General features: G+C 32.8%; 19 protein-coding genes. 5 read left to right on the top strand and 14 right to left on the bottom strand.

Annotated features, from left to right (window positions below):
• Window positions 1-50 precede the first annotated feature (50 nt).
• The 4 genes from FN795_RS15370 to FN795_RS15355 all read right to left on the bottom strand — a co-directional run bounded on the left by FN795_RS15370 (window position 51) and on the right by FN795_RS15355 (window position 2,265).
• Window positions 51-326 (bottom strand): TM2 domain-containing protein, encoded by a 276-nt coding sequence (locus tag FN795_RS15370; RefSeq protein ID WP_142451418.1) that lies wholly within the window; start codon window positions 324-326, stop codon window positions 51-53.
• A 78-nt stretch (window positions 327-404) separates the two neighbouring features.
• Window positions 405-683, bottom strand: coding sequence for a TM2 domain-containing protein (locus tag FN795_RS15365; protein ID WP_035652835.1), 279 nt, complete (start codon window positions 681-683; stop codon window positions 405-407).
• Window positions 684-696: 13 nt separating this feature from the next.
• On the bottom strand, window positions 697-1,107 hold the full coding sequence (locus tag FN795_RS15360) for a DUF805 domain-containing protein (RefSeq protein ID WP_142451417.1): 411 nt from the start codon (window positions 1,105-1,107) through the stop codon (window positions 697-699).
• 207 nt (window positions 1,108-1,314) lie between these two features.
• On the bottom strand, window positions 1,315-2,265 hold the full coding sequence (locus FN795_RS15355) for a 2-hydroxyacid dehydrogenase (protein ID WP_142451416.1): 951 nt from the start codon (window positions 2,263-2,265) through the stop codon (window positions 1,315-1,317).
• 165 nt (window positions 2,266-2,430) lie between these two features.
• Between FN795_RS15355 and nhaA the strand changes: the two genes are divergently transcribed.
• Genes nhaA through FN795_RS15340 form a run of 3 tightly spaced genes read left to right on the top strand, consistent with a single transcriptional unit; the run spans window position 2,431 to window position 4,301 of the window.
• Window positions 2,431-3,573: a Na+/H+ antiporter NhaA gene (gene nhaA, locus FN795_RS15350; protein ID WP_142451415.1), complete on the top strand. Its 1,143-nt coding sequence runs from the start codon at window positions 2,431-2,433 to the stop codon at window positions 3,571-3,573.
• 4 nt (window positions 3,574-3,577) lie between these two features.
• Complete coding sequence (locus FN795_RS15345; RefSeq protein WP_154275362.1) at window positions 3,578-3,877, top strand: antibiotic biosynthesis monooxygenase; 300 nt, start codon at window positions 3,578-3,580, stop codon at window positions 3,875-3,877.
• Between the two features lie 19 nt (window positions 3,878-3,896).
• Window positions 3,897-4,301 carry a cytochrome c gene (locus tag FN795_RS15340; RefSeq protein ID WP_142451413.1) on the top strand — a complete coding sequence of 135 codons (405 nt, stop codon included), beginning with the start codon at window positions 3,897-3,899 and terminating at the stop codon, window positions 4,299-4,301.
• A 73-nt stretch (window positions 4,302-4,374) separates the two neighbouring features.
• Here the strand turns inward: FN795_RS15340 and proC are convergent, their stop codons facing one another.
• The 7 genes from proC to serS form a co-directional block, all read right to left on the bottom strand.
• On the bottom strand, window positions 4,375-5,160 hold the full coding sequence (gene proC, locus FN795_RS15335) for a pyrroline-5-carboxylate reductase (protein ID WP_035652818.1): 786 nt from the start codon (window positions 5,158-5,160) through the stop codon (window positions 4,375-4,377).
• Between the two features lie 112 nt (window positions 5,161-5,272).
• The gene (gene mgtE, locus FN795_RS15330) at window positions 5,273-6,622 is read right to left on the bottom strand and encodes a magnesium transporter (protein WP_142451412.1); all 1,350 of its coding nucleotides are present in this window, start codon (window positions 6,620-6,622) and stop codon (window positions 5,273-5,275) included.
• Window positions 6,606-7,391, bottom strand: a complete 786-nt coding sequence (gene rsmA / locus FN795_RS15325) for a 16S rRNA (adenine(1518)-N(6)/adenine(1519)-N(6))-dimethyltransferase RsmA (protein ID WP_142451411.1) — start codon at window positions 7,389-7,391, stop codon at window positions 6,606-6,608. Before rsmA ends, mgtE begins: the two co-directional genes overlap by 17 nt.
• Before the next feature lie 114 nt (window positions 7,392-7,505).
• Complete coding sequence (locus tag FN795_RS15320; RefSeq protein ID WP_035652807.1) at window positions 7,506-7,817, bottom strand: DUF4286 family protein; 312 nt, start codon at window positions 7,815-7,817, stop codon at window positions 7,506-7,508.
• A gap of 60 nt (window positions 7,818-7,877) precedes the next feature.
• Window positions 7,878-9,659 carry a tetratricopeptide repeat protein gene (locus tag FN795_RS15315; protein ID WP_142451410.1) on the bottom strand — a complete coding sequence of 594 codons (1,782 nt, stop codon included), beginning with the start codon at window positions 9,657-9,659 and terminating at the stop codon, window positions 7,878-7,880.
• 51 nt (window positions 9,660-9,710) lie between these two features.
• Complete coding sequence (lgt, locus tag FN795_RS15310; RefSeq protein ID WP_142451409.1) at window positions 9,711-10,541, bottom strand: prolipoprotein diacylglyceryl transferase; 831 nt, start codon at window positions 10,539-10,541, stop codon at window positions 9,711-9,713.
• 87 nt (window positions 10,542-10,628) lie between these two features.
• Window positions 10,629-11,900 (bottom strand): serine--tRNA ligase, encoded by a 1,272-nt coding sequence (serS, locus tag FN795_RS15305; protein ID WP_142451408.1) that lies wholly within the window; start codon window positions 11,898-11,900, stop codon window positions 10,629-10,631.
• Between the two features lie 224 nt (window positions 11,901-12,124).
• On the opposite strand from serS, the gene FN795_RS15300 reads away from it, so the two are divergent.
• Window positions 12,125-12,604 carry a hypothetical protein gene (locus FN795_RS15300; RefSeq protein ID WP_142451407.1) on the top strand — a complete coding sequence of 160 codons (480 nt, stop codon included), beginning with the start codon at window positions 12,125-12,127 and terminating at the stop codon, window positions 12,602-12,604.
• Window positions 12,605-12,697: 93 nt separating this feature from the next.
• On the opposite strand, the gene FN795_RS15295 is transcribed toward FN795_RS15300, so the two are convergent.
• Window positions 12,698-13,120, bottom strand: coding sequence for a lipocalin-like domain-containing protein (locus FN795_RS15295; RefSeq protein WP_142451406.1), 423 nt, complete (start codon window positions 13,118-13,120; stop codon window positions 12,698-12,700).
• A gap of 234 nt (window positions 13,121-13,354) precedes the next feature.
• Between FN795_RS15295 and FN795_RS15290 the strand changes: the two genes are divergently transcribed.
• Window positions 13,355-13,837: a hypothetical protein gene (locus FN795_RS15290; RefSeq protein WP_142451405.1), complete on the top strand. Its 483-nt coding sequence runs from the start codon at window positions 13,355-13,357 to the stop codon at window positions 13,835-13,837.
• A 61-nt stretch (window positions 13,838-13,898) separates the two neighbouring features.
• On the opposite strand, the gene FN795_RS15285 is transcribed toward FN795_RS15290, so the two are convergent.
• Together FN795_RS15285 and FN795_RS15280 are read right to left on the bottom strand one after the other, a co-directional pair.
• Entirely contained in the window at window positions 13,899-15,449 is a 1,551-nt protein-coding gene (locus FN795_RS15285) for a patatin-like phospholipase family protein (RefSeq protein WP_142451404.1), read from the bottom strand.
• Between the two features lie 84 nt (window positions 15,450-15,533).
• Window positions 15,534-16,100, bottom strand: a complete 567-nt coding sequence (locus FN795_RS15280) for a hypothetical protein (RefSeq protein ID WP_142451403.1) — start codon at window positions 16,098-16,100, stop codon at window positions 15,534-15,536.
• Between the last annotated feature and the right edge of the window lie 57 nt (window positions 16,101-16,157).

Below are 16,157 nucleotides of genomic sequence, written 5' to 3'. Positions count from 1 at the left end.
TATTAAACATAAAAAAATCCCATTCCAGAAAGAGTGGGATTTTTTTATGTTTAAAACCAGCCTTTATAACCAACTTGGTAAGTCTGATAAAATTCTTCGTCAGTTTTTGTCAAATATAAAATTCCTTCAATAATTCCGATTACACCACCAATTCCACACATAAGTCCTAAAAGAAGCTGAATAATACCTTCTTTTGTATAACCAAGATAAAATTTGTGAATACCTAGCGCTCCTATTAAAATTGCCAATATTCCTGCAACAACTTTTTTATTTTCTTGCTCGTATTGCGGCGGGTTGTTCCAATGTTCTGTTTTTGTATTTTCCATTTTGTAATCTTTTAAATTTCTAATATAATGAACAAAAAAAATCCCATTCGAATAATGAATGGGATTTAAATATATAATTTAGAACCAGCCTTTTTTGCCTACCTGGTAAGTTTGATAGAACTCTTCATCTGATTTTGTCAAGTAAATGATTCCTTCAATAAATCCGATTATTCCACCTAATCCACAAGTAACAATACTAATTACCACTTGAATGATTCCTTCTTGAGTGTATCCTAATATAAATTTATGAATTCCTAAGTAACCAAAAATTATTCCCATAATTCCGGCTAGAACTTTTTTATTCTCTTGTCTTGGCTGTGATGGGGTATTCCACGCCTCTTGTTTGCTTGTTTCCATATTTATCTATATATTAATCTAATTCAACTTTCCCAATTTCATTAATATCTTCAAAATCATCTTTTGGATCTGCACCATAGGCATTTGACCCTCTGTCTCCTTCAGTACATAGAAGCACTAATAACCAAATAACACCTGCTAGTGGCAAAAGGATAATAAGAAAAAACCAACCGCTTTTTCCAACATCATGCAATCTTCTAACCATTACAGCTAAACCTGGCAATAAAACCAATAAGCCATAGATAGCTCTTAAAATACCAGCTCCCGAATCTCCAATAGTCAAACCTAAAGAAAAATCAAGAATCGCTAAAATGATTGAAATAATTATCGTTGCTAGTGTGTAATACCAGTATTCACTTCTTCTAGCTCTTCCACTAAAATTTGCATAATTTTCAAAGACCACTTTTTTGTACCATTCAATCATATTTAATAAAATTAGTTAGTTAATGCCTACTCTTTATAGGATTTTCGGTTGCTCCTTATTAAAATTTTGTTAAAAAAACGAGGAACAATATTAAACAAAAATAATTTTAAAAACTAATTCTCATGATTACTTTTACAGAAAAAGCTTGTTATAAAGACAAAAGCAATTCAAACAACAAATCATAATTAACTAACAATCAGCATTACGCTATTTATCCGTATAAACTGCTTTGATTTTATCTACAATTACCTGAGCTAAACGTTCGTGACTTTCAAAAGTCCAGCCTGCGATGTGCGGTGTAAGTAAAACATTTTTTGCTTCTAATAAATATTGAAAGGCTTCTGGCGTATTTTTATCCTGAAAAAGTGTTTCAAAAGATAATTTTTCATATTCCAAAACATCCAAACCTGCTCCTAACACCTTTTTCGACTTCATAGCGTTAACCAAATCTGCTGTAACGATATTTTTACCACGAGACGTATTTATAATCCAAAATGGCTTCGAAAATGCGTTTATAAAATTGGCATCAACCATTTTGTCTGTTTCTGGTGTCCAAGGCAAATGAAGACTTAAAACATCAGCTCTTTTTTGTAATTCGGCTAAAGAAACTTGTTTGGCATTTTCATCTCCAATATTTTCTAAAATATCATAAAACAAAACTTCAGTATCAAAACCACGAAGTTTTTTGGCAAAAGCTTTTCCCATGTTTCCATAACCGATAATTCCAACCGTTTTTCCATCAAGTTCATGACCACGATTACTTTCTCGATTCCAATGTCCTGCTCTAACTTCGGCATCGGCCTGATTTAAATTATTGAAAAGTGATAATATAACACCAAGCGAATGTTCGGCAACTGCATTTCGATTTCCTTCTGGCGCTGCAATTAAATGAATTCCTTTTGCAGAAGCATATTCACAATCAATACTTTCAAGGCCTGCACCCACTCTGGCAATAAATTGCAAGTTAGTTGCATTATCTAAAAAAGTCTTGTCAATCTTGAAACGGCTGCGAATTACAATTCCGTTGTAGTCCTGAATTTTAGCTTCGATTTCTTCTTTAGAAGATTTAAAATCGGCGTGATTTTCGAAACCAGCTTCTTCCAATTGATTCCAAAGAATTGGATTATTGCTGTCGATATGAAGAATTTTTATGCTCATTTTTATTGTATTTTATTGAAAACAAAAATACGGTAATTCTATAGAATTTGCTTTTATTATCAATCCATAAAAAACGCAAAACCATAATTCGTTTTATTTTTTTTAACTTTGAAAATAGGAGATTGAAAAAATCAACTCTTTCACCTCTCTGGAAAATCTACCAAAATGAAACTGACCAAGACTTTTAATTCTTTTTTTAACAACGAAAAATCTGGAGGACTTCTCTTATTATTTGTTACGATTATCTCATTATATCTTGCAAATTCATCTTATTCAGCAGAATATGTTGCTTTTTGGGAAAAAGATTTAGGCGGGCATTCTATTACGCATTGGATCAACGATGGATTAATGACGATTTTCTTTTTATTGATTGGCTTAGAATTGGAACGCGAAATTTATCACGGAGAATTATCCAACATAAAAAACGCTTCTTTACCAATAATGGCAGCACTTGGCGGTATGTTGGTTCCAGCTGCGATTTTTCTGGCTTTAAATTTTGGAACAGCAACGCAAAACGGAGCAGGAATTCCTATGGCAACCGACATTGCTTTTGCTATTGGAATTTTATCGCTTTTAGGCAAAAAAGTTTCACCTTCTTTAAAAGTATTTTTAACTGCGCTTGCTGTTATTGATGATTTGGGTGCCATAATTGTTATCGCTATTTTTTACACTACGTCAATTGCTTTTGTAAATCTTGCAATTGCTTTAGGAATCTGGGGCTTTCTTTTTGTTTTAAATCGAATGAAAATCAACAACATAATTCCATATTTAATTGGAGGAATTGTGATGTGGTATTTTATGTTGAATTCCGGCGTACATGCAACTATTACGGGTGTGATATTAGCATTTGTAATTCCGTTTGGAGACGGTGGCGAAAATTCGTCTTCTTATAAATTGCAGCACTTTTTACATAAGCCTGTCGCTTTCCTAATTTTGCCTTTGTTTGCGATTGCAAATACCTGCATTGCAATAACTCAGGATTGGCACGAAGGTTTAAATCATACAAATACTTACGGAATCATTCTTGGTTTAGTAGTTGGAAAACCTTTAGGAATTGTATTGTTTTCTTCTATTGGTGTAACAGCAGGTTTGTGTGTTCTTCCTAAAAACTTAAAATGGGCGCATATTTTAGGTGCCGGAATGTTGGGCGGAATTGGTTTTACGATGTCAATCTTTATTACCATTTTGGCTTTTAAAGATCCTGAAACGATTGTTTTTTCGAAGATTGCAATTCTCATCGCTTCAATGTTATCAGGATTCTTTGGATTTATCTATTTAAAATACACTTTGAACAAACCAAAAGCCTGAAATTATGATCGCAAGAATCTGGCACGGAAAAACAAAAATTGAAGATTATGAGGCTTACACCGAATTTATAATCAAAACGGCAATTCCAGATTATGAGAAAACAGCTGGATTTGTAAAGCTTTCTTTTTTAAAAAATATTAAAAACAATGAAGGCCATTTCACGCTTATAACGTATTGGAAAAATTGGGAAGTAATTAAAAATTTTGCCGGAGAAAATATCGAAAAAGCGAAATATTATCCGGAAGATGAACATTTTCTTTTAGAATTCGAAGAGAATGTAGAACATTTTGAAATTTTTGCTTAAATCAAAAATTTGAGATATTATGAAAAAAATCAGAATCCTACTTTTTTCTTTGACAGCTATAATAGTAGTCTCAACTGGAATAATTATGTATCTGAAGATCTTCAAAAAATCTGAAATTCCAGAATGTGGAACGCACGATTTGCCTTCTTGTGGAAATATTGATTTAACAGAAAATCAAAAAAAAGGAAAAGAAGTATTTAATTCTAATTGTGCTGCTTGTCATAAATTGAACTCAAAAATAACTGGTCCAGCGCTTCATGAAGTTGATTCTATTGTTTTTGTAAATTGGCTTACTAATAAAAAACACAAAATTGACAGTTCAAAAGTAGAAATATTAGCTATCGATTACCATAAAACGGTATTTTCAAAAACGTTATCCAAAGAAGATATCGCTCATTTGATTGAATATTGTCATTCGAAATAAATTTCAAAAAAAAAATTCCAAACTCCATTTTTAAAATTGGAATTTGGAATTTGATATTTCAAAAATTAAAGTTTTATTTCAACAATCCTTTGATTTGCTTTAAAGAAGTTTTAATTCCTTTTATCAATGATGAACTGAATCCATTGTGTTCCATTTCATTCAAACCTACAATTGTACAACCTTGAGGCGTTGTTACACGGTCGATTAATTGTTCTGGATGTACTTTTTCCTCTAAAAGCATTTTTGCAGCTCCTTTTGCCGTTTGAGCAGCAATTGCTAAAGCTGTACTAGAATCAAATCCAATTTCGATTCCAGCTTGCATTGAAGCACGAATATATCGCAATGCATAAGCTGTTCCGCAAGCGCCTAAAACAGTTGCGGCATCCATTAGTTTTTCATCAATAACCGGAGCAGTTCCCAAATCCTGAAACAAATCTACAATTGGCATCGCTTCCTCACGATCTGTTTCAGGGAAAGAAATACAAGTTGCCGATTCTCCAAACTGTGCCGCAATATTTGGCATAATACGTACAACTGGATATTCATTTTTTGTTTTTTCCTGAAGCATATCCAAAGATAATCCACTTACTGCCGAAGCAATTGTTTTATTTTGAATAACGGGTAAAATTTCAGCCAAAACCGTATCAACCTGATAAGGTTTTATGGTTAAAATCACTACATCAGCTTCCTGGATATTGTGTTTATTATCATTAGACACTGTAATTCCATATTCAGATAAATATTGAATACTAGCAATATTTCTTCTTGTAACGGTAACTTGGTTGTTTTTCGAAAATTTAGCAATTCCCAAGGCAATAGAAACCCCAAGGTTTCCTCCTCCAATAATGTGTACTTTCATGTTGCTGGGTTTTAATTTATTTCAGGCATATGAAGGCCTTTTATTCCGTTTGCAAATTACACAGAATTTAAAGATCTTAAATCACTGCATCTTATTAATTTGTGCCAAAAATCTAAAATCCAAGAATCATTTTGGCTACACCGAAATAAAGCATAATTCCAAAAACATCATTTGTTGTAGTAATAAACGGTCCCGTCGCAATTGCAGGATCGATTTTATTTTTATGAAGAAAAAGAGGTACAAGTGTCCCTAAAGTTGCAGCAAACAGAATCACAACAATCATGGAAATGGAAATGGCCAATCCAACAGAATATTGTTGATACATAAGTGAATGATAACCCAAAAGAAGCAAAGAAATAATACTTCCCGAAATCATTGAAACGGTAAGCTCCTTGCTGAAATAACTGCGACTGAATTCTTTCAAAGTACCGTTAGCCAAACCCTGCACCACAATTGCCGATGCCTGAACACCAATATTTCCAGCAGTTGCAGAAAGCAAAGGCACAAAAATAATTAATGTTGAATATTTCTGAAAAGCAGCTTCATTGTCTTTCAATACAAAAGAAGCCACAATTTCAATCACCATTCCGATTAATAACCAAGGTAAACGCGCTTTTGTAAGTTCAAGAACACTGTCATTACTTTCAATGTCTTGTGTAATACCGGCCGCTAATTGGTAATCTTTATCAGCTTCTTCCTTGATTACATCCAGGATATCGTCGATTGTAATTCTTCCAACCAAACGTCCCAATTCGTCGACAACCGGAATTGCCTCCAAATCATATTTCTGCATGATACGTGCGACTTCAACATCTTCAGTATCTACATTTACAAAATTTAATTTTCGGATATAAACGTCTCCAATTTGAGTTTTTGTAGAAGAAGTCAATAAATCTTTAAGCGATAATCTTCCTTTTAATCGGTTTTCGTCATCAACAACGTAGATCGAATGTACTCTCGAAACATTTTCTGCCTGAATACGCATTTCTTTTACACAAGTCAGAACGTTCCAGTTTTCATTCACTTTTACAAGCTCTTTTCCCATCAAACCACCTGCCGTGTTTTCATCGTAACGCAATAATTCGACAATGTCTTTTGCGTGTTCAACATCAACAAGTTCTGAGATTACCTCTGCTTTAATTTCATGCGAAAGTTCAGCTATAATATCGGCAGCATCATTAGTCTCAAGTTCATCGAGCTCTTCAGCAATCTCTTTTGGTGATAATCGGCTTAAGATGTTTTCACGAAGATCATCTTCTAATTCAAGAAGAATTTCAGCTGTTTTATCACTATCTAAAACTTTGAAAATATAGGTTGCTTCGTCAAAATCTAATTCCTCAAGAATTTCGGCGATATCAGCATGGTGAAGGTCATTAAGTAAAACTTCAAGTTCTTTGTCGTTTTTCTTAACAATATGTTCTTCTAGTTGGTGGATTAATTCTTTGCTAACTTTGAACTCCATCGGCTTCTATTTTTTGAGTCAAAACAATAAACTCTTCAACGCTAAGTTGCTCGGGACGTTTATCAAAGATAGTGTCTTCTCGCAAATTATCTGATAAATTTAATGTTTTCAAACTGTTACGTAATGTTTTTCGTCTTTGCTGAAAAGCCGTTTTTACAACCGTAAAAAACAACTTTTCACCACACGGAAGGCTATAATCTTCCTTTCGGGTCATTTTCATCACACCCGACTTGACCTTGGGCGGAGGAATAAAAACATTTTCGTCTACAGTAAACAAATACTCAGTATCATAGAAAGCCTGTGCAAGTACTGACAGGATTCCGTAGGTTTTTGATCCTTTTTTCTCGCAGATTCGCTCTGCAACTTCCTTTTGAAACATTCCAGAAAACTCCGGAATCTGATCTCTAAACTCTAATGTTCTAAAAACAATCTGAGAAGAAATATTATAAGGGAAATTACCAATAATGGCGAATTGTTTGTTCTCGTAAACCTGGTTTATATTATATTTCAGAAAGTCTTCTGAAATGATATTGTCTTTTAATTTTGGATAATTCGCATCCAGATACGCAACAGATTCCGTATCAATTTCGATTACTCGCGTATGGATTGGTTTGTCAAGTAAATATTTAGTAAGCACACCCATCCCTGGTCCTATTTCTAAAACCTCATCGTATCCCTTTAAACTCAAAGTATCTGCAATTGCTTTTGCGATGCTTTCGTCTTTAAGGAAGTGCTGTCCTAAATGTTTTTTGGCTTTTACTTTTTCCATTTTCTTTTCTTGTTTTGCCGCGAGGGCGCAAAAGTATTCTTTTTGCTTCGAAGGCTAAAGCTTATTTCATGTTTTTTTGTCACTAAGACACAAAGAAACGAAGCTTATTCTTCTTTAATGTTCTGAAATAACCTCCAATTCTGTTCTAAAAGAAAGCATTTTGTCTGCAAATAACTCTAAAGCTTCTCTGTCAAATTTTGGTTGATCTTCCAAATAATATTTTTCAAGAGTATCTTTACTATCTGTTGTATATTGAACCGAATATGTGATTCCGCCCATTTCTTCTTCAACTAAAACCTTAACAATTCTTGCCGATGAAAATTTTTCTGTCGCAAGAATTTCCGGAATATGTTTTTCCTGCATCCATTTCAACCATTGGTCGTGAACGCTTTCGTGTATATTTGTGGTGATGTTGTAAATAATCATTTTTTATTGTTTAATCGTTAATTCGGTTAACCGGTTAATCGATTCACCGGTTAAACCAAATTATAAATTCTTATCTCCTCTTAACTCGCGGTATTTTTTTCTTGCATCAACAAAGTAAATACTGTCCTGATGATTGAAAATTACCTTTTCATACAAAGGCTTTGCTTTTTCTGTATCTTTTAGTTCATCATTGTAAATTTCTGCCGAAAAAAACAATGCTTCATCAACATAAATGCCATCTCCATGATGATCAATGATCTGCTGATATTGGCTTAAAGCCGAATTATAATCTTTCAGACTTTCGTAAATTTTACCTAAACGCAACATTGTAACAGCTTCTATTTCCTGACCTTTATAGGTTTTCAGAATGTTTTGAAATTGCGTAATTGCTTCTGATTTTTTATTTTGATAAATTAAAAAATCACCTTTTGCAAACTGTTTTAATGCGGTTTGTGTCGAATCAGCGGCGGTGTTATCGTTTATCAACAAGAAATATTCAAGAGCATCATTGGCGATCAATTGCGTATTTGCCGATTTTAATTCTTTGAACTGTTTCAAAGCCCATTCAAAATCAGTTTTATAATAACTTGTTTTCGCCGCTTTCAAACTCGCTTCATGCGCCATAACATCATTCTTCAAATCCAATTGAATCTGCGAATAATAAATAAGCGCCTGATTGAATTTTTCCTGCAAAAGCAAAATATCTCCCAATTCCATTTTGGCATCTGCCTCCTGATAATCATTTAAATTGAGTTCTAAAGCACGTTTTACAATCGCAATACCTTCTTCTGGCTTTTTCAGATTAAAAGCAGTGAAATGCGCTTTAATCAATTGCAAAGATAAAGTAAAAGGCGTTATATCGTACGTTGTGAGCAATTGCTGTAGTTCGGCATCAATTGTCGGATAATCTTTTTCCTGTGCTTTGTCTATTTTGATTTCCATCAAATAATAATTGGACTGCACCAACAAATCTAAATCTTTGGTATTTAAAAGAATAAAATTCAGGATTTCAGCTGCAGTTTCAGTATCGTCTTCATTCAGTGCAAACTGACTCAAATTGACGATGCTCGAAAGTGATTCAGGTTCGCGTTTGTAAATCGCTTTTTCCTGAATAAAGGCTTTTTCAAATTCTTTCTGCTGAACATAAAACCAGCTTAAATAGTGATTCCAGAAAACATCCTGATCTTTCTGTGTTTTTAAAATCAGGGCTTTTCGCATAGCATCTTTAAACGCAGTATTATCCGTTTCGCCATTCATGAAACGTGATAATTGGGTCTGAATCAAATTAGCATTTTGCGGATTTTTATACGATTCTGTCAACAGAAGATCAATCATTTCGTCTGTCTTTCCTAATTGACCATACAACATTCCGATCTGGAAATTAAAATTGTAGTTCGGCTGAATTTGCATTGCAGTCTGATAGGCTTTTAAGGCATATTCGATCAATACTTTTTTCTCGAACGAATTTCCAATTCCATAAACATCATTCGGATTGGCTTTGATTTTTTCAATTGCCTGATCGTAATAATTTCTTGCTTTGGATTCGTTTTTTTGCAATTGGAAATTATAGCCCAATTCAACTAAAAAAACACCTTGTTTGTATTTGCTATAACGATCCTGAATTGCCTTTTCAGCCACAGCATATTGCTGTAATTGCTGATAGCAGTCGACAACTCTTAAAAAATATTGGGTATTTGATGGCACGCTGGCTAAAAGCTCTTCATAACTGACTTTTGCTTTTTCGAAATCGCCTTTGTCGAAATAATATTGAGCCAATTGCTCATTTTGGGAAAATGTAAGACTTGACCACAACAAAACGATATAGATAAAGATGTTTTTCATATTTCTATTTTTTAATGTGGTATTTTAAATAATTAAGAAATCTACGTAGTTTTAAAATCCCTTATTAATTTCAAGTTTTGACTTCCAAACAATCAAAGTTAATCCAATTAAAATAAAGGGAATACTTAAAATTTGTCCCATATTTATAATCATACTATTTTCAAAAGTTTCCTGATTTTCCTTGAAAAATTCAATTATAAATCTAGCCAAAAACAATAATGTTAGAAAACATCCGAATAGTAATCCGCTAGTTTTCTTTATTTTATCTGATTTGTACATCCAAAATAAAATTCCAAAAATCAACAGATACGAAAATGCTTCGTACAACTGCGTTGGATGTCTCGGAATTAAATCATCTCTTTGAAAAACAACACCCCAATTTCCATTAGTAGGTTTTCCGTAAATCTCCGAATTCATAAAATTTCCGAATCTAATAAAAGCACCTGTAACAGGAACGCCAATTGCCATTCGATCCAATAGCCATAAAAACTTTACTTTATATTTTCTACAATATAAAATCATCGCAATTAAAACCCCTATTGTTCCGCCATGACTTGCTAATCCCTGAAAACCAACAAACTTGTAAATTCCACCAATTTTCTGAATTGGCAAAAGTATTTCTATTGGATGCTTAAGAAAATATTCAGGTTCATAAAAAAAGCAATGTCCTAATCTTGCTCCTAAAATGGTTCCTACAATTACGTAAACCAATAAACTATCCAGATTTTCTATGGAAATATTTTCTTTTTTATAAATATTTCTAACAATATAATAGCCTAATAAAAGTCCAGAGGCAAAAAGAGCCCCATAATATTTCAGAGGAAAACTATCTGTAATCATTACTATTACAGGATCTACATCCCAATTTAAAATTGCGCTCATGTTGTTTTATTTATGCTCATTATTAAAACTAAGAAACCTAACAGGTTTAAAAACCTGTTAGGTTTAATTCCCTAAATTACGAAAAATTTAGTTTATAATATCAAATCCACAGTAAGGACGTAAAACTTCTGGAATTACGATTCCTTCTGGAGTTTGGTAATTTTCTAAAATTCCGGCCAAAACTCTTGGTAAAGCCAATGAACTTCCGTTTAATGTATGAGCCAATTGATTTTTTCCATCTTTATCTTTGAAACGTAATTTCAAACGATTTGCCTGAAAAGTTTCGAAGTTAGAAACAGAACTGATCTCTAACCAACGATCCTGCGCTGTAGAAAACACTTCAAAATCATAAGTCAAAGCCGATGTGAATCCCATATCGCCTCCGCAAAGACGTAAAATTCTGTATGGCAATTTTAATTCCTGAAGAATATTTTTTACGTGTTCAACCATTCCGTCAAGTGCTTCATACGACTTTTCAGGATGTTCGATACGTACAATTTCAACTTTGTCAAACTGGTGCAAACGGTTTAATCCACGAACGTGAGCTCCATAAGAACCTGCTTCACGACGGAAACATGGCGTGTAAGCAGTATGTAAAACTGGTAATTCGCTTTCGTTTAAAATAACGTCACGGAATAAATTTGTAACCGGAACCTCAGCAGTTGGAATTAAATATAAATCATCAACCGTTGCATGGTACATTTGTCCTTCTTTATCTGGCAATTGCCCTGTTCCGTAACCTGAAGCTTCATTTACCAAATGCGGCACCTGAACTTCATTATATCCTGCAGCAGTATTTTTATCTAAAAAATAATTGATCAAAGCACGTTGTAAACGAGCACCTTTTCCTTTGTAAACCGGAAAACCTGCACCAGTAATTTTTACACCCAATTCAAAATCGATGATATCATATTTTTTTACCAATTCCCAGTGCGGCTGTGCGCCTTCGTGTAAAACCGGAACTTCGCCTTCTTCAAAAACATTCAAATTGTCATCCGGAGTTTTTCCTTCAGGAACAATATCTGCTGGAAGATTTGGTAAAGTGTATAATTTATTTGTCAATTCAACAGCAAGAGCTTCGGCTTTTTCACCAAGTTCTTTGCTTTTTTCTTTTAATGAAACTGTTTTTTCTTTTAAAATCGCCGCTTTTGATTTCTCTCCAGCTTTCATTAATTCGCCGATGTCTTTGGACAATTTATTAGATTCAGATAAAACATTGTCTAATTCTACTTGCGCAGCACGACGGTTTTCATCTAATTGCACCACCTCTTCAACAACACTTTTAGCATCGATATTTCGTTTTGCCAAAGCCTTGATTACTTTCTCTTGATTCTCTCTAATAAATGCGATTTGTAACATAGCTTAATTTTTGTAACTATTTTATTTTATAACGGAAGCAAATTTAAGGAAATGTTTGTTAACAATCAGGACAAACTTTATGGTTTGATTTCTTTTTGTTACTTTCCGATTGAAATCTCTTCTAACTTTAAATATTAATTTCTTCCAAATCTAAAAATATACATTTTAAACTCTTAACGCTATTTCTATATATTTGTAATTGATCTTTTACAAAGCTTAAACCTATGAAAAAAACAATACTTTTCTTTTTAATTATTTTTTCGTTTGCAATCACAAGTTGTAATCAACAGACTCTTGAAACCTACAATAATACAATTGTTCGTGCCCATCAAAAATTGCTTTTCATCAATGATAATTTCTATGAAAAAGCAACAACTTATATAGGAAAACCGGAATCTAAAAAATTGTTAGCTGACTTAATCGAAGAAACAAAAAGAAAAGTAATAGAAGATAGAAAAGCGGTTGAAAATTTAGTTCCTTTTAAAGATCATGGTTTAAGAAGAACCATTTTAGAAATGTATTCTTCTACTGAAAATGCCATGTTCTTTTATGCCGCAAATACTGACCTGATTACAAAAACAGGCAATGCTGAAAAAGCATTCAAATTATTTGAAAAACCTCTCTCAGAATTCAGAGAACTCGATCAACTTATCCGTGAATTACAGGTTCAGTACGCTTATTACAACAAAGGTCAATTAAGATAAACCTAAACTATAAAAAAAACGGAAATAACTTTTAAAAAAGCCATTTCCGTTTCATTATAAATCCTGACAATTCAAGATTTAATTTTTATAAGATTATCTGGTATATACCGTAATCTTTCCACTTGCATCTCTAAGTTTAAGTTCTGAAAGCGTAAGATTTACAATATCTTGCGTTGTACTTGCACCACCTGTAATAGAAATGGTTAAATTATTATGTGATCTTGAATAGATTCCGGTTTGAGTTGTTAAAGCACAAGCGCTCACAGTTGAATCATAATCTCCGATTGTTGCAGTATTATCTAATTTCAACTGCAGATAATCTCTGTCGCATCCGCTTTGATTTTGTGGCGCATCGATTAAAGTTTCTGTACCTCCTACTACGGTTCCTGTTTTACTAAGATTCCATTTTCCTTCTAGGGGAATTAGCGTTTCTCCTTCATTATCATCACTACTGCACGAAACAGTTGATAATCCAATACATAGTAATAACCCGAATAATATACGTTTAGTTTTCATGTTTGATTTCTTTAAAAATTAATACTGCTAAATTAATTTTAAAGCTTCGCAGGTTTGTTACATAACTTGCTCAAACGTTTATATAATTATTACAAATTCGTAAGTAAATTCATAAAAATCATTAAAAATCTTAAATAATTAAAAATCAATCCTGTGAAAATTATATTATAAAGATAACTTACTAAAATAATTCTGATATATTTGTTTTAACAATAATTTACAACGTCAAAACTTATGAAAAAAATTACTTTATTGCTCTTATTTATTATTTCTACAACGTTTATAAGTTGTAATCAACAGACTACTACGAGTTATAACAATCAAATTGTTGATGCTCATAAAAAGCTTTTTGAAGCAAATGACGCATTCCTTACAAGTAGTTTAAACTATATTGGAAAGCCAGAATCAAAAAAAGATTTTCTGAAATTGATTGCTTCAACAAGAAATAAATTAGTTGCCGCACAAAAACCTGTTGATCTTTTAATGCCGTTAAGCACAGATAAAGGTCTTAGAAAAACAATGCTGGATATGTTTGACATTAGCATAGCCTCAATGGATGGTTTTGAAGCCAACATCGATATTTTAACAACTAAAGATAACGAAGTGAAAGCAGCCACAATGATGCAAGGTGCTTTTAGTGGATTATTAGAACTTGACGAAGAAATTAAAGCAATTCAGGTTGAATATGCAGATTCTAACAATGCTCAATTAAGGTAAAATCTTAATTGGGCATTTGTCCTTTTATTTTCCTTCGAAGATTTTTTAATCAGGATTATATTTACAATCCTTTATCTTCTGTCAGCAATTCTTTCAACTCATTTGTTTTTAAAAAAGCGGCAAAACGCCCGGCCAATAATAGCATTTCTTTTTCTTCTGGAGTTGTTTTCAGTTTTGTTTCAACGTGCGAAGTATATTCATAAAGCATCAAAAGTTCCTTTGCTCCAAAATCCTTAAACGTTTCTTTTTCTAAACTAGAAAGTAATATTTGACCATTTTTATCTTTCTTAAAATGGTCATACCCAAATTTTTCAATTAACTGATTTCTGAAATCCTCATAAAGCTTAAGCCAGCTTGCAGCTTCATCATCCGTATTTTTCAGTTGTAAAGCCAAATTTTCGTATCCCTGATCTTTTTTTAGTGTCAACAGATAATCACGCAAAGTTGTAAAACCAATAATCTGGTAATTTGAAGTGGGGATTTTATATCTGTCCAAAACATTTTCAACATCTCTTTCAAAAGTAATATATCGGGTTTGAACCGTATATAAAGATGCTGTTTCCAACAACGAAATCAATTTGATTTTCTCATCATTTATAAAAGGCGCTTTTTTTCCCGGTCCCAAACAATCAATAAAAAGAGCTTTTTTATTTTTGTCTTTTACTTTCGTATCGCTATGTAGCAATTCAATCAAAGTTTCATAACCCATATTGTCCGACGCGCCACCATCGATCACGCACAAAATTTTTTCCTGATTTTTGATTCCGAATTTAGTTTTTGGAAGAACTCCCGGAAAAGCAGAACTTGCCGTAATAGCATAAGTCAGCGGAAAATCATAACCATTATTGATCTGATTTCCGTCAAGCGGAAGCGATGCTTTATTTGGTGCTAAAGACGAATTGATTTTCAAGGCATGAATAATGTGCGGCATAAACGGAAAACGTTCTCCGTTGTTATACGCCGTTCCGTTGGCAACCATCATGGGCAATTGCGGATTTAGCTTGCTTTCTTTCGGAATAAAAAAATCAGACAAAAGCATTTGACTTTTAAATTTATTCTCGTTTTCCGGATTTGTACTATCATACTGCAAAACCTCCAAATCTAATCGTTGCGACATTGAAACTTTTTCGCCTTTTTCATTTCGGCTGTTATTGAGAAGAGAAAGAAGCGTAGCCGATTTATTTACATCAGATTTATAGGCATCATTCTTGGAAAAATAAAATTCATTGAACGTACAATTATCATATTGCAATTTGTTTTTCAGAATAGTCAAATAATATCCAGCCGAATAACAACCTCCCGAAACCGTTGAAAAATAATCGATTTCATTCAAAAAATTACGATTTGAATTATCTTCCTGAACTTCTTCCAAACCCAAAAGTACGCCCAGACTAAAAAACTGCGCGCGTGATCCACCACCAGAAATCCCAACTCCTAAAGCAATATTCGGATTTTGCAATTGGCTGCTGCGGTCTTGTACCGATTTATAATCGTTTAAAGAAACAGCTGGAATCGAATTATAATTGATCTCTGAAAAAAGATTGATTTTGTTTTGAGAAAATCCAATTTGCATCAAAAGAAAAAACAATATCTGACTGCATTTATATCTCATTTTGAAACTATTAAAAAGCTTAATCCATTCAAGCGAATTTACAAGAATATGGATAAAATTAAAAACCAAATCCTTAAATCTTTTTTACTCAATATTGAACAATCGTAAAATATAAGACAGCTCGTAAACGATAAACAAAACTGCCAAAACAGTATGAAAAACTTTATTATGAATTTTAATCGCCACCAGACAAAGCAAAATATGGATAATAATCCTAACGTAATATTCCGTTTGGTTATATAAAAAATAATCGCCGCCTTTAATCGCCGTATCAATCATATCAGCAATAAAACTGATCGCCAGGATGGCAAAAAACCAATTTTTCCTTGAGTAAAAATAATCTTCATATCCCGTATAATCAACCAAATCATCAGGATATAAAATCGCACAAAGCAAATAATAGATTAAGATATAACAGATTATAAAGAAATAATCGGCAAAATACCATTCGTGAATTAATTTGAGATTAAACTCCCACCACCAAAAATGAATAAGAAGCAAAAAAACATAAAACACCCAGAGCGAGTGCACAAAATAGATTTTTTTTCGTCCCGGATGCTGAATAAAAATAACCGAACCTTTAATTAAATGCGTTAAACCCAAACCCAAAATAATCCCAATAACCGATTTGATATGTGTAAGTTCTTCCATAAAATTCTCCAGATTTTAGAAACAACTAAAATTAAATCAATTAATTGAAATACAATA

The sequence above is a fragment of the Flavobacterium resistens genome (genome assembly GCF_900182645.1).
In the GTDB taxonomy this organism is placed as follows: Bacteria; Bacteroidota; Bacteroidia; order Flavobacteriales; family Flavobacteriaceae; genus Flavobacterium; species Flavobacterium resistens.
The sequence above is the reverse complement of the archived record's forward strand: the minus strand, read 5'-3'. Positions and strand labels throughout refer to the sequence as shown.

Excerpts from the sequence above, each read along its gene's own strand:
- FN795_RS15300 (WP_142451407.1), top strand. The coding sequence starts at position 12,125 with ATGAAAAAAACAATACTTTTCTTTTTAATTATTTTTTCGTTTGCAATC.
- FN795_RS15340 (WP_142451413.1), top strand. The coding sequence starts at position 3,897 with ATGAAAAAAATCAGAATCCTACTTTTTTCTTTGACAGCTATAATAGTA.
- FN795_RS15320 (WP_035652807.1), bottom strand. The coding sequence starts at position 7,817 with ATGATTATTTACAACATCACCACAAATATACACGAAAGCGTTCACGAC.
- FN795_RS15315 (WP_142451410.1), bottom strand. The coding sequence starts at position 9,659 with ATGAAAAACATCTTTATCTATATCGTTTTGTTGTGGTCAAGTCTTACA.
- serS (WP_142451408.1), bottom strand. The coding sequence starts at position 11,900 with ATGTTACAAATCGCATTTATTAGAGAGAATCAAGAGAAAGTAATCAAG.
- FN795_RS15295 (WP_142451406.1), bottom strand. The coding sequence starts at position 13,120 with ATGAAAACTAAACGTATATTATTCGGGTTATTACTATGTATTGGATTA.
- FN795_RS15360 (WP_142451417.1), bottom strand. The coding sequence starts at position 1,107 with ATGATTGAATGGTACAAAAAAGTGGTCTTTGAAAATTATGCAAATTTT.
- FN795_RS15365 (WP_035652835.1), bottom strand. The coding sequence starts at position 683 with ATGGAAACAAGCAAACAAGAGGCGTGGAATACCCCATCACAGCCAAGA.
- mgtE (WP_142451412.1), bottom strand. The coding sequence starts at position 6,622 with ATGGAGTTCAAAGTTAGCAAAGAATTAATCCACCAACTAGAAGAACAT.
- FN795_RS15370 (WP_142451418.1), bottom strand. The coding sequence starts at position 326 with ATGGAAAATACAAAAACAGAACATTGGAACAACCCGCCGCAATACGAG.
- rsmA (WP_142451411.1), bottom strand. The coding sequence starts at position 7,391 with ATGGAAAAAGTAAAAGCCAAAAAACATTTAGGACAGCACTTCCTTAAA.
- FN795_RS15355 (WP_142451416.1), bottom strand. The coding sequence starts at position 2,265 with ATGAGCATAAAAATTCTTCATATCGACAGCAATAATCCAATTCTTTGG.
- FN795_RS15345 (WP_154275362.1), top strand. The coding sequence starts at position 3,578 with ATGATCGCAAGAATCTGGCACGGAAAAACAAAAATTGAAGATTATGAG.
- FN795_RS15290 (WP_142451405.1), top strand. The coding sequence starts at position 13,355 with ATGAAAAAAATTACTTTATTGCTCTTATTTATTATTTCTACAACGTTT.
- FN795_RS15280 (WP_142451403.1), bottom strand. The coding sequence starts at position 16,100 with ATGGAAGAACTTACACATATCAAATCGGTTATTGGGATTATTTTGGGT.
- proC (WP_035652818.1), bottom strand. The coding sequence starts at position 5,160 with ATGAAAGTACACATTATTGGAGGAGGAAACCTTGGGGTTTCTATTGCC.
- FN795_RS15285 (WP_142451404.1), bottom strand. The coding sequence starts at position 15,449 with ATGAGATATAAATGCAGTCAGATATTGTTTTTTCTTTTGATGCAAATT.
- lgt (WP_142451409.1), bottom strand. The coding sequence starts at position 10,541 with ATGAGCGCAATTTTAAATTGGGATGTAGATCCTGTAATAGTAATGATT.
- nhaA (WP_142451415.1), top strand. The coding sequence starts at position 2,431 with ATGAAACTGACCAAGACTTTTAATTCTTTTTTTAACAACGAAAAATCT.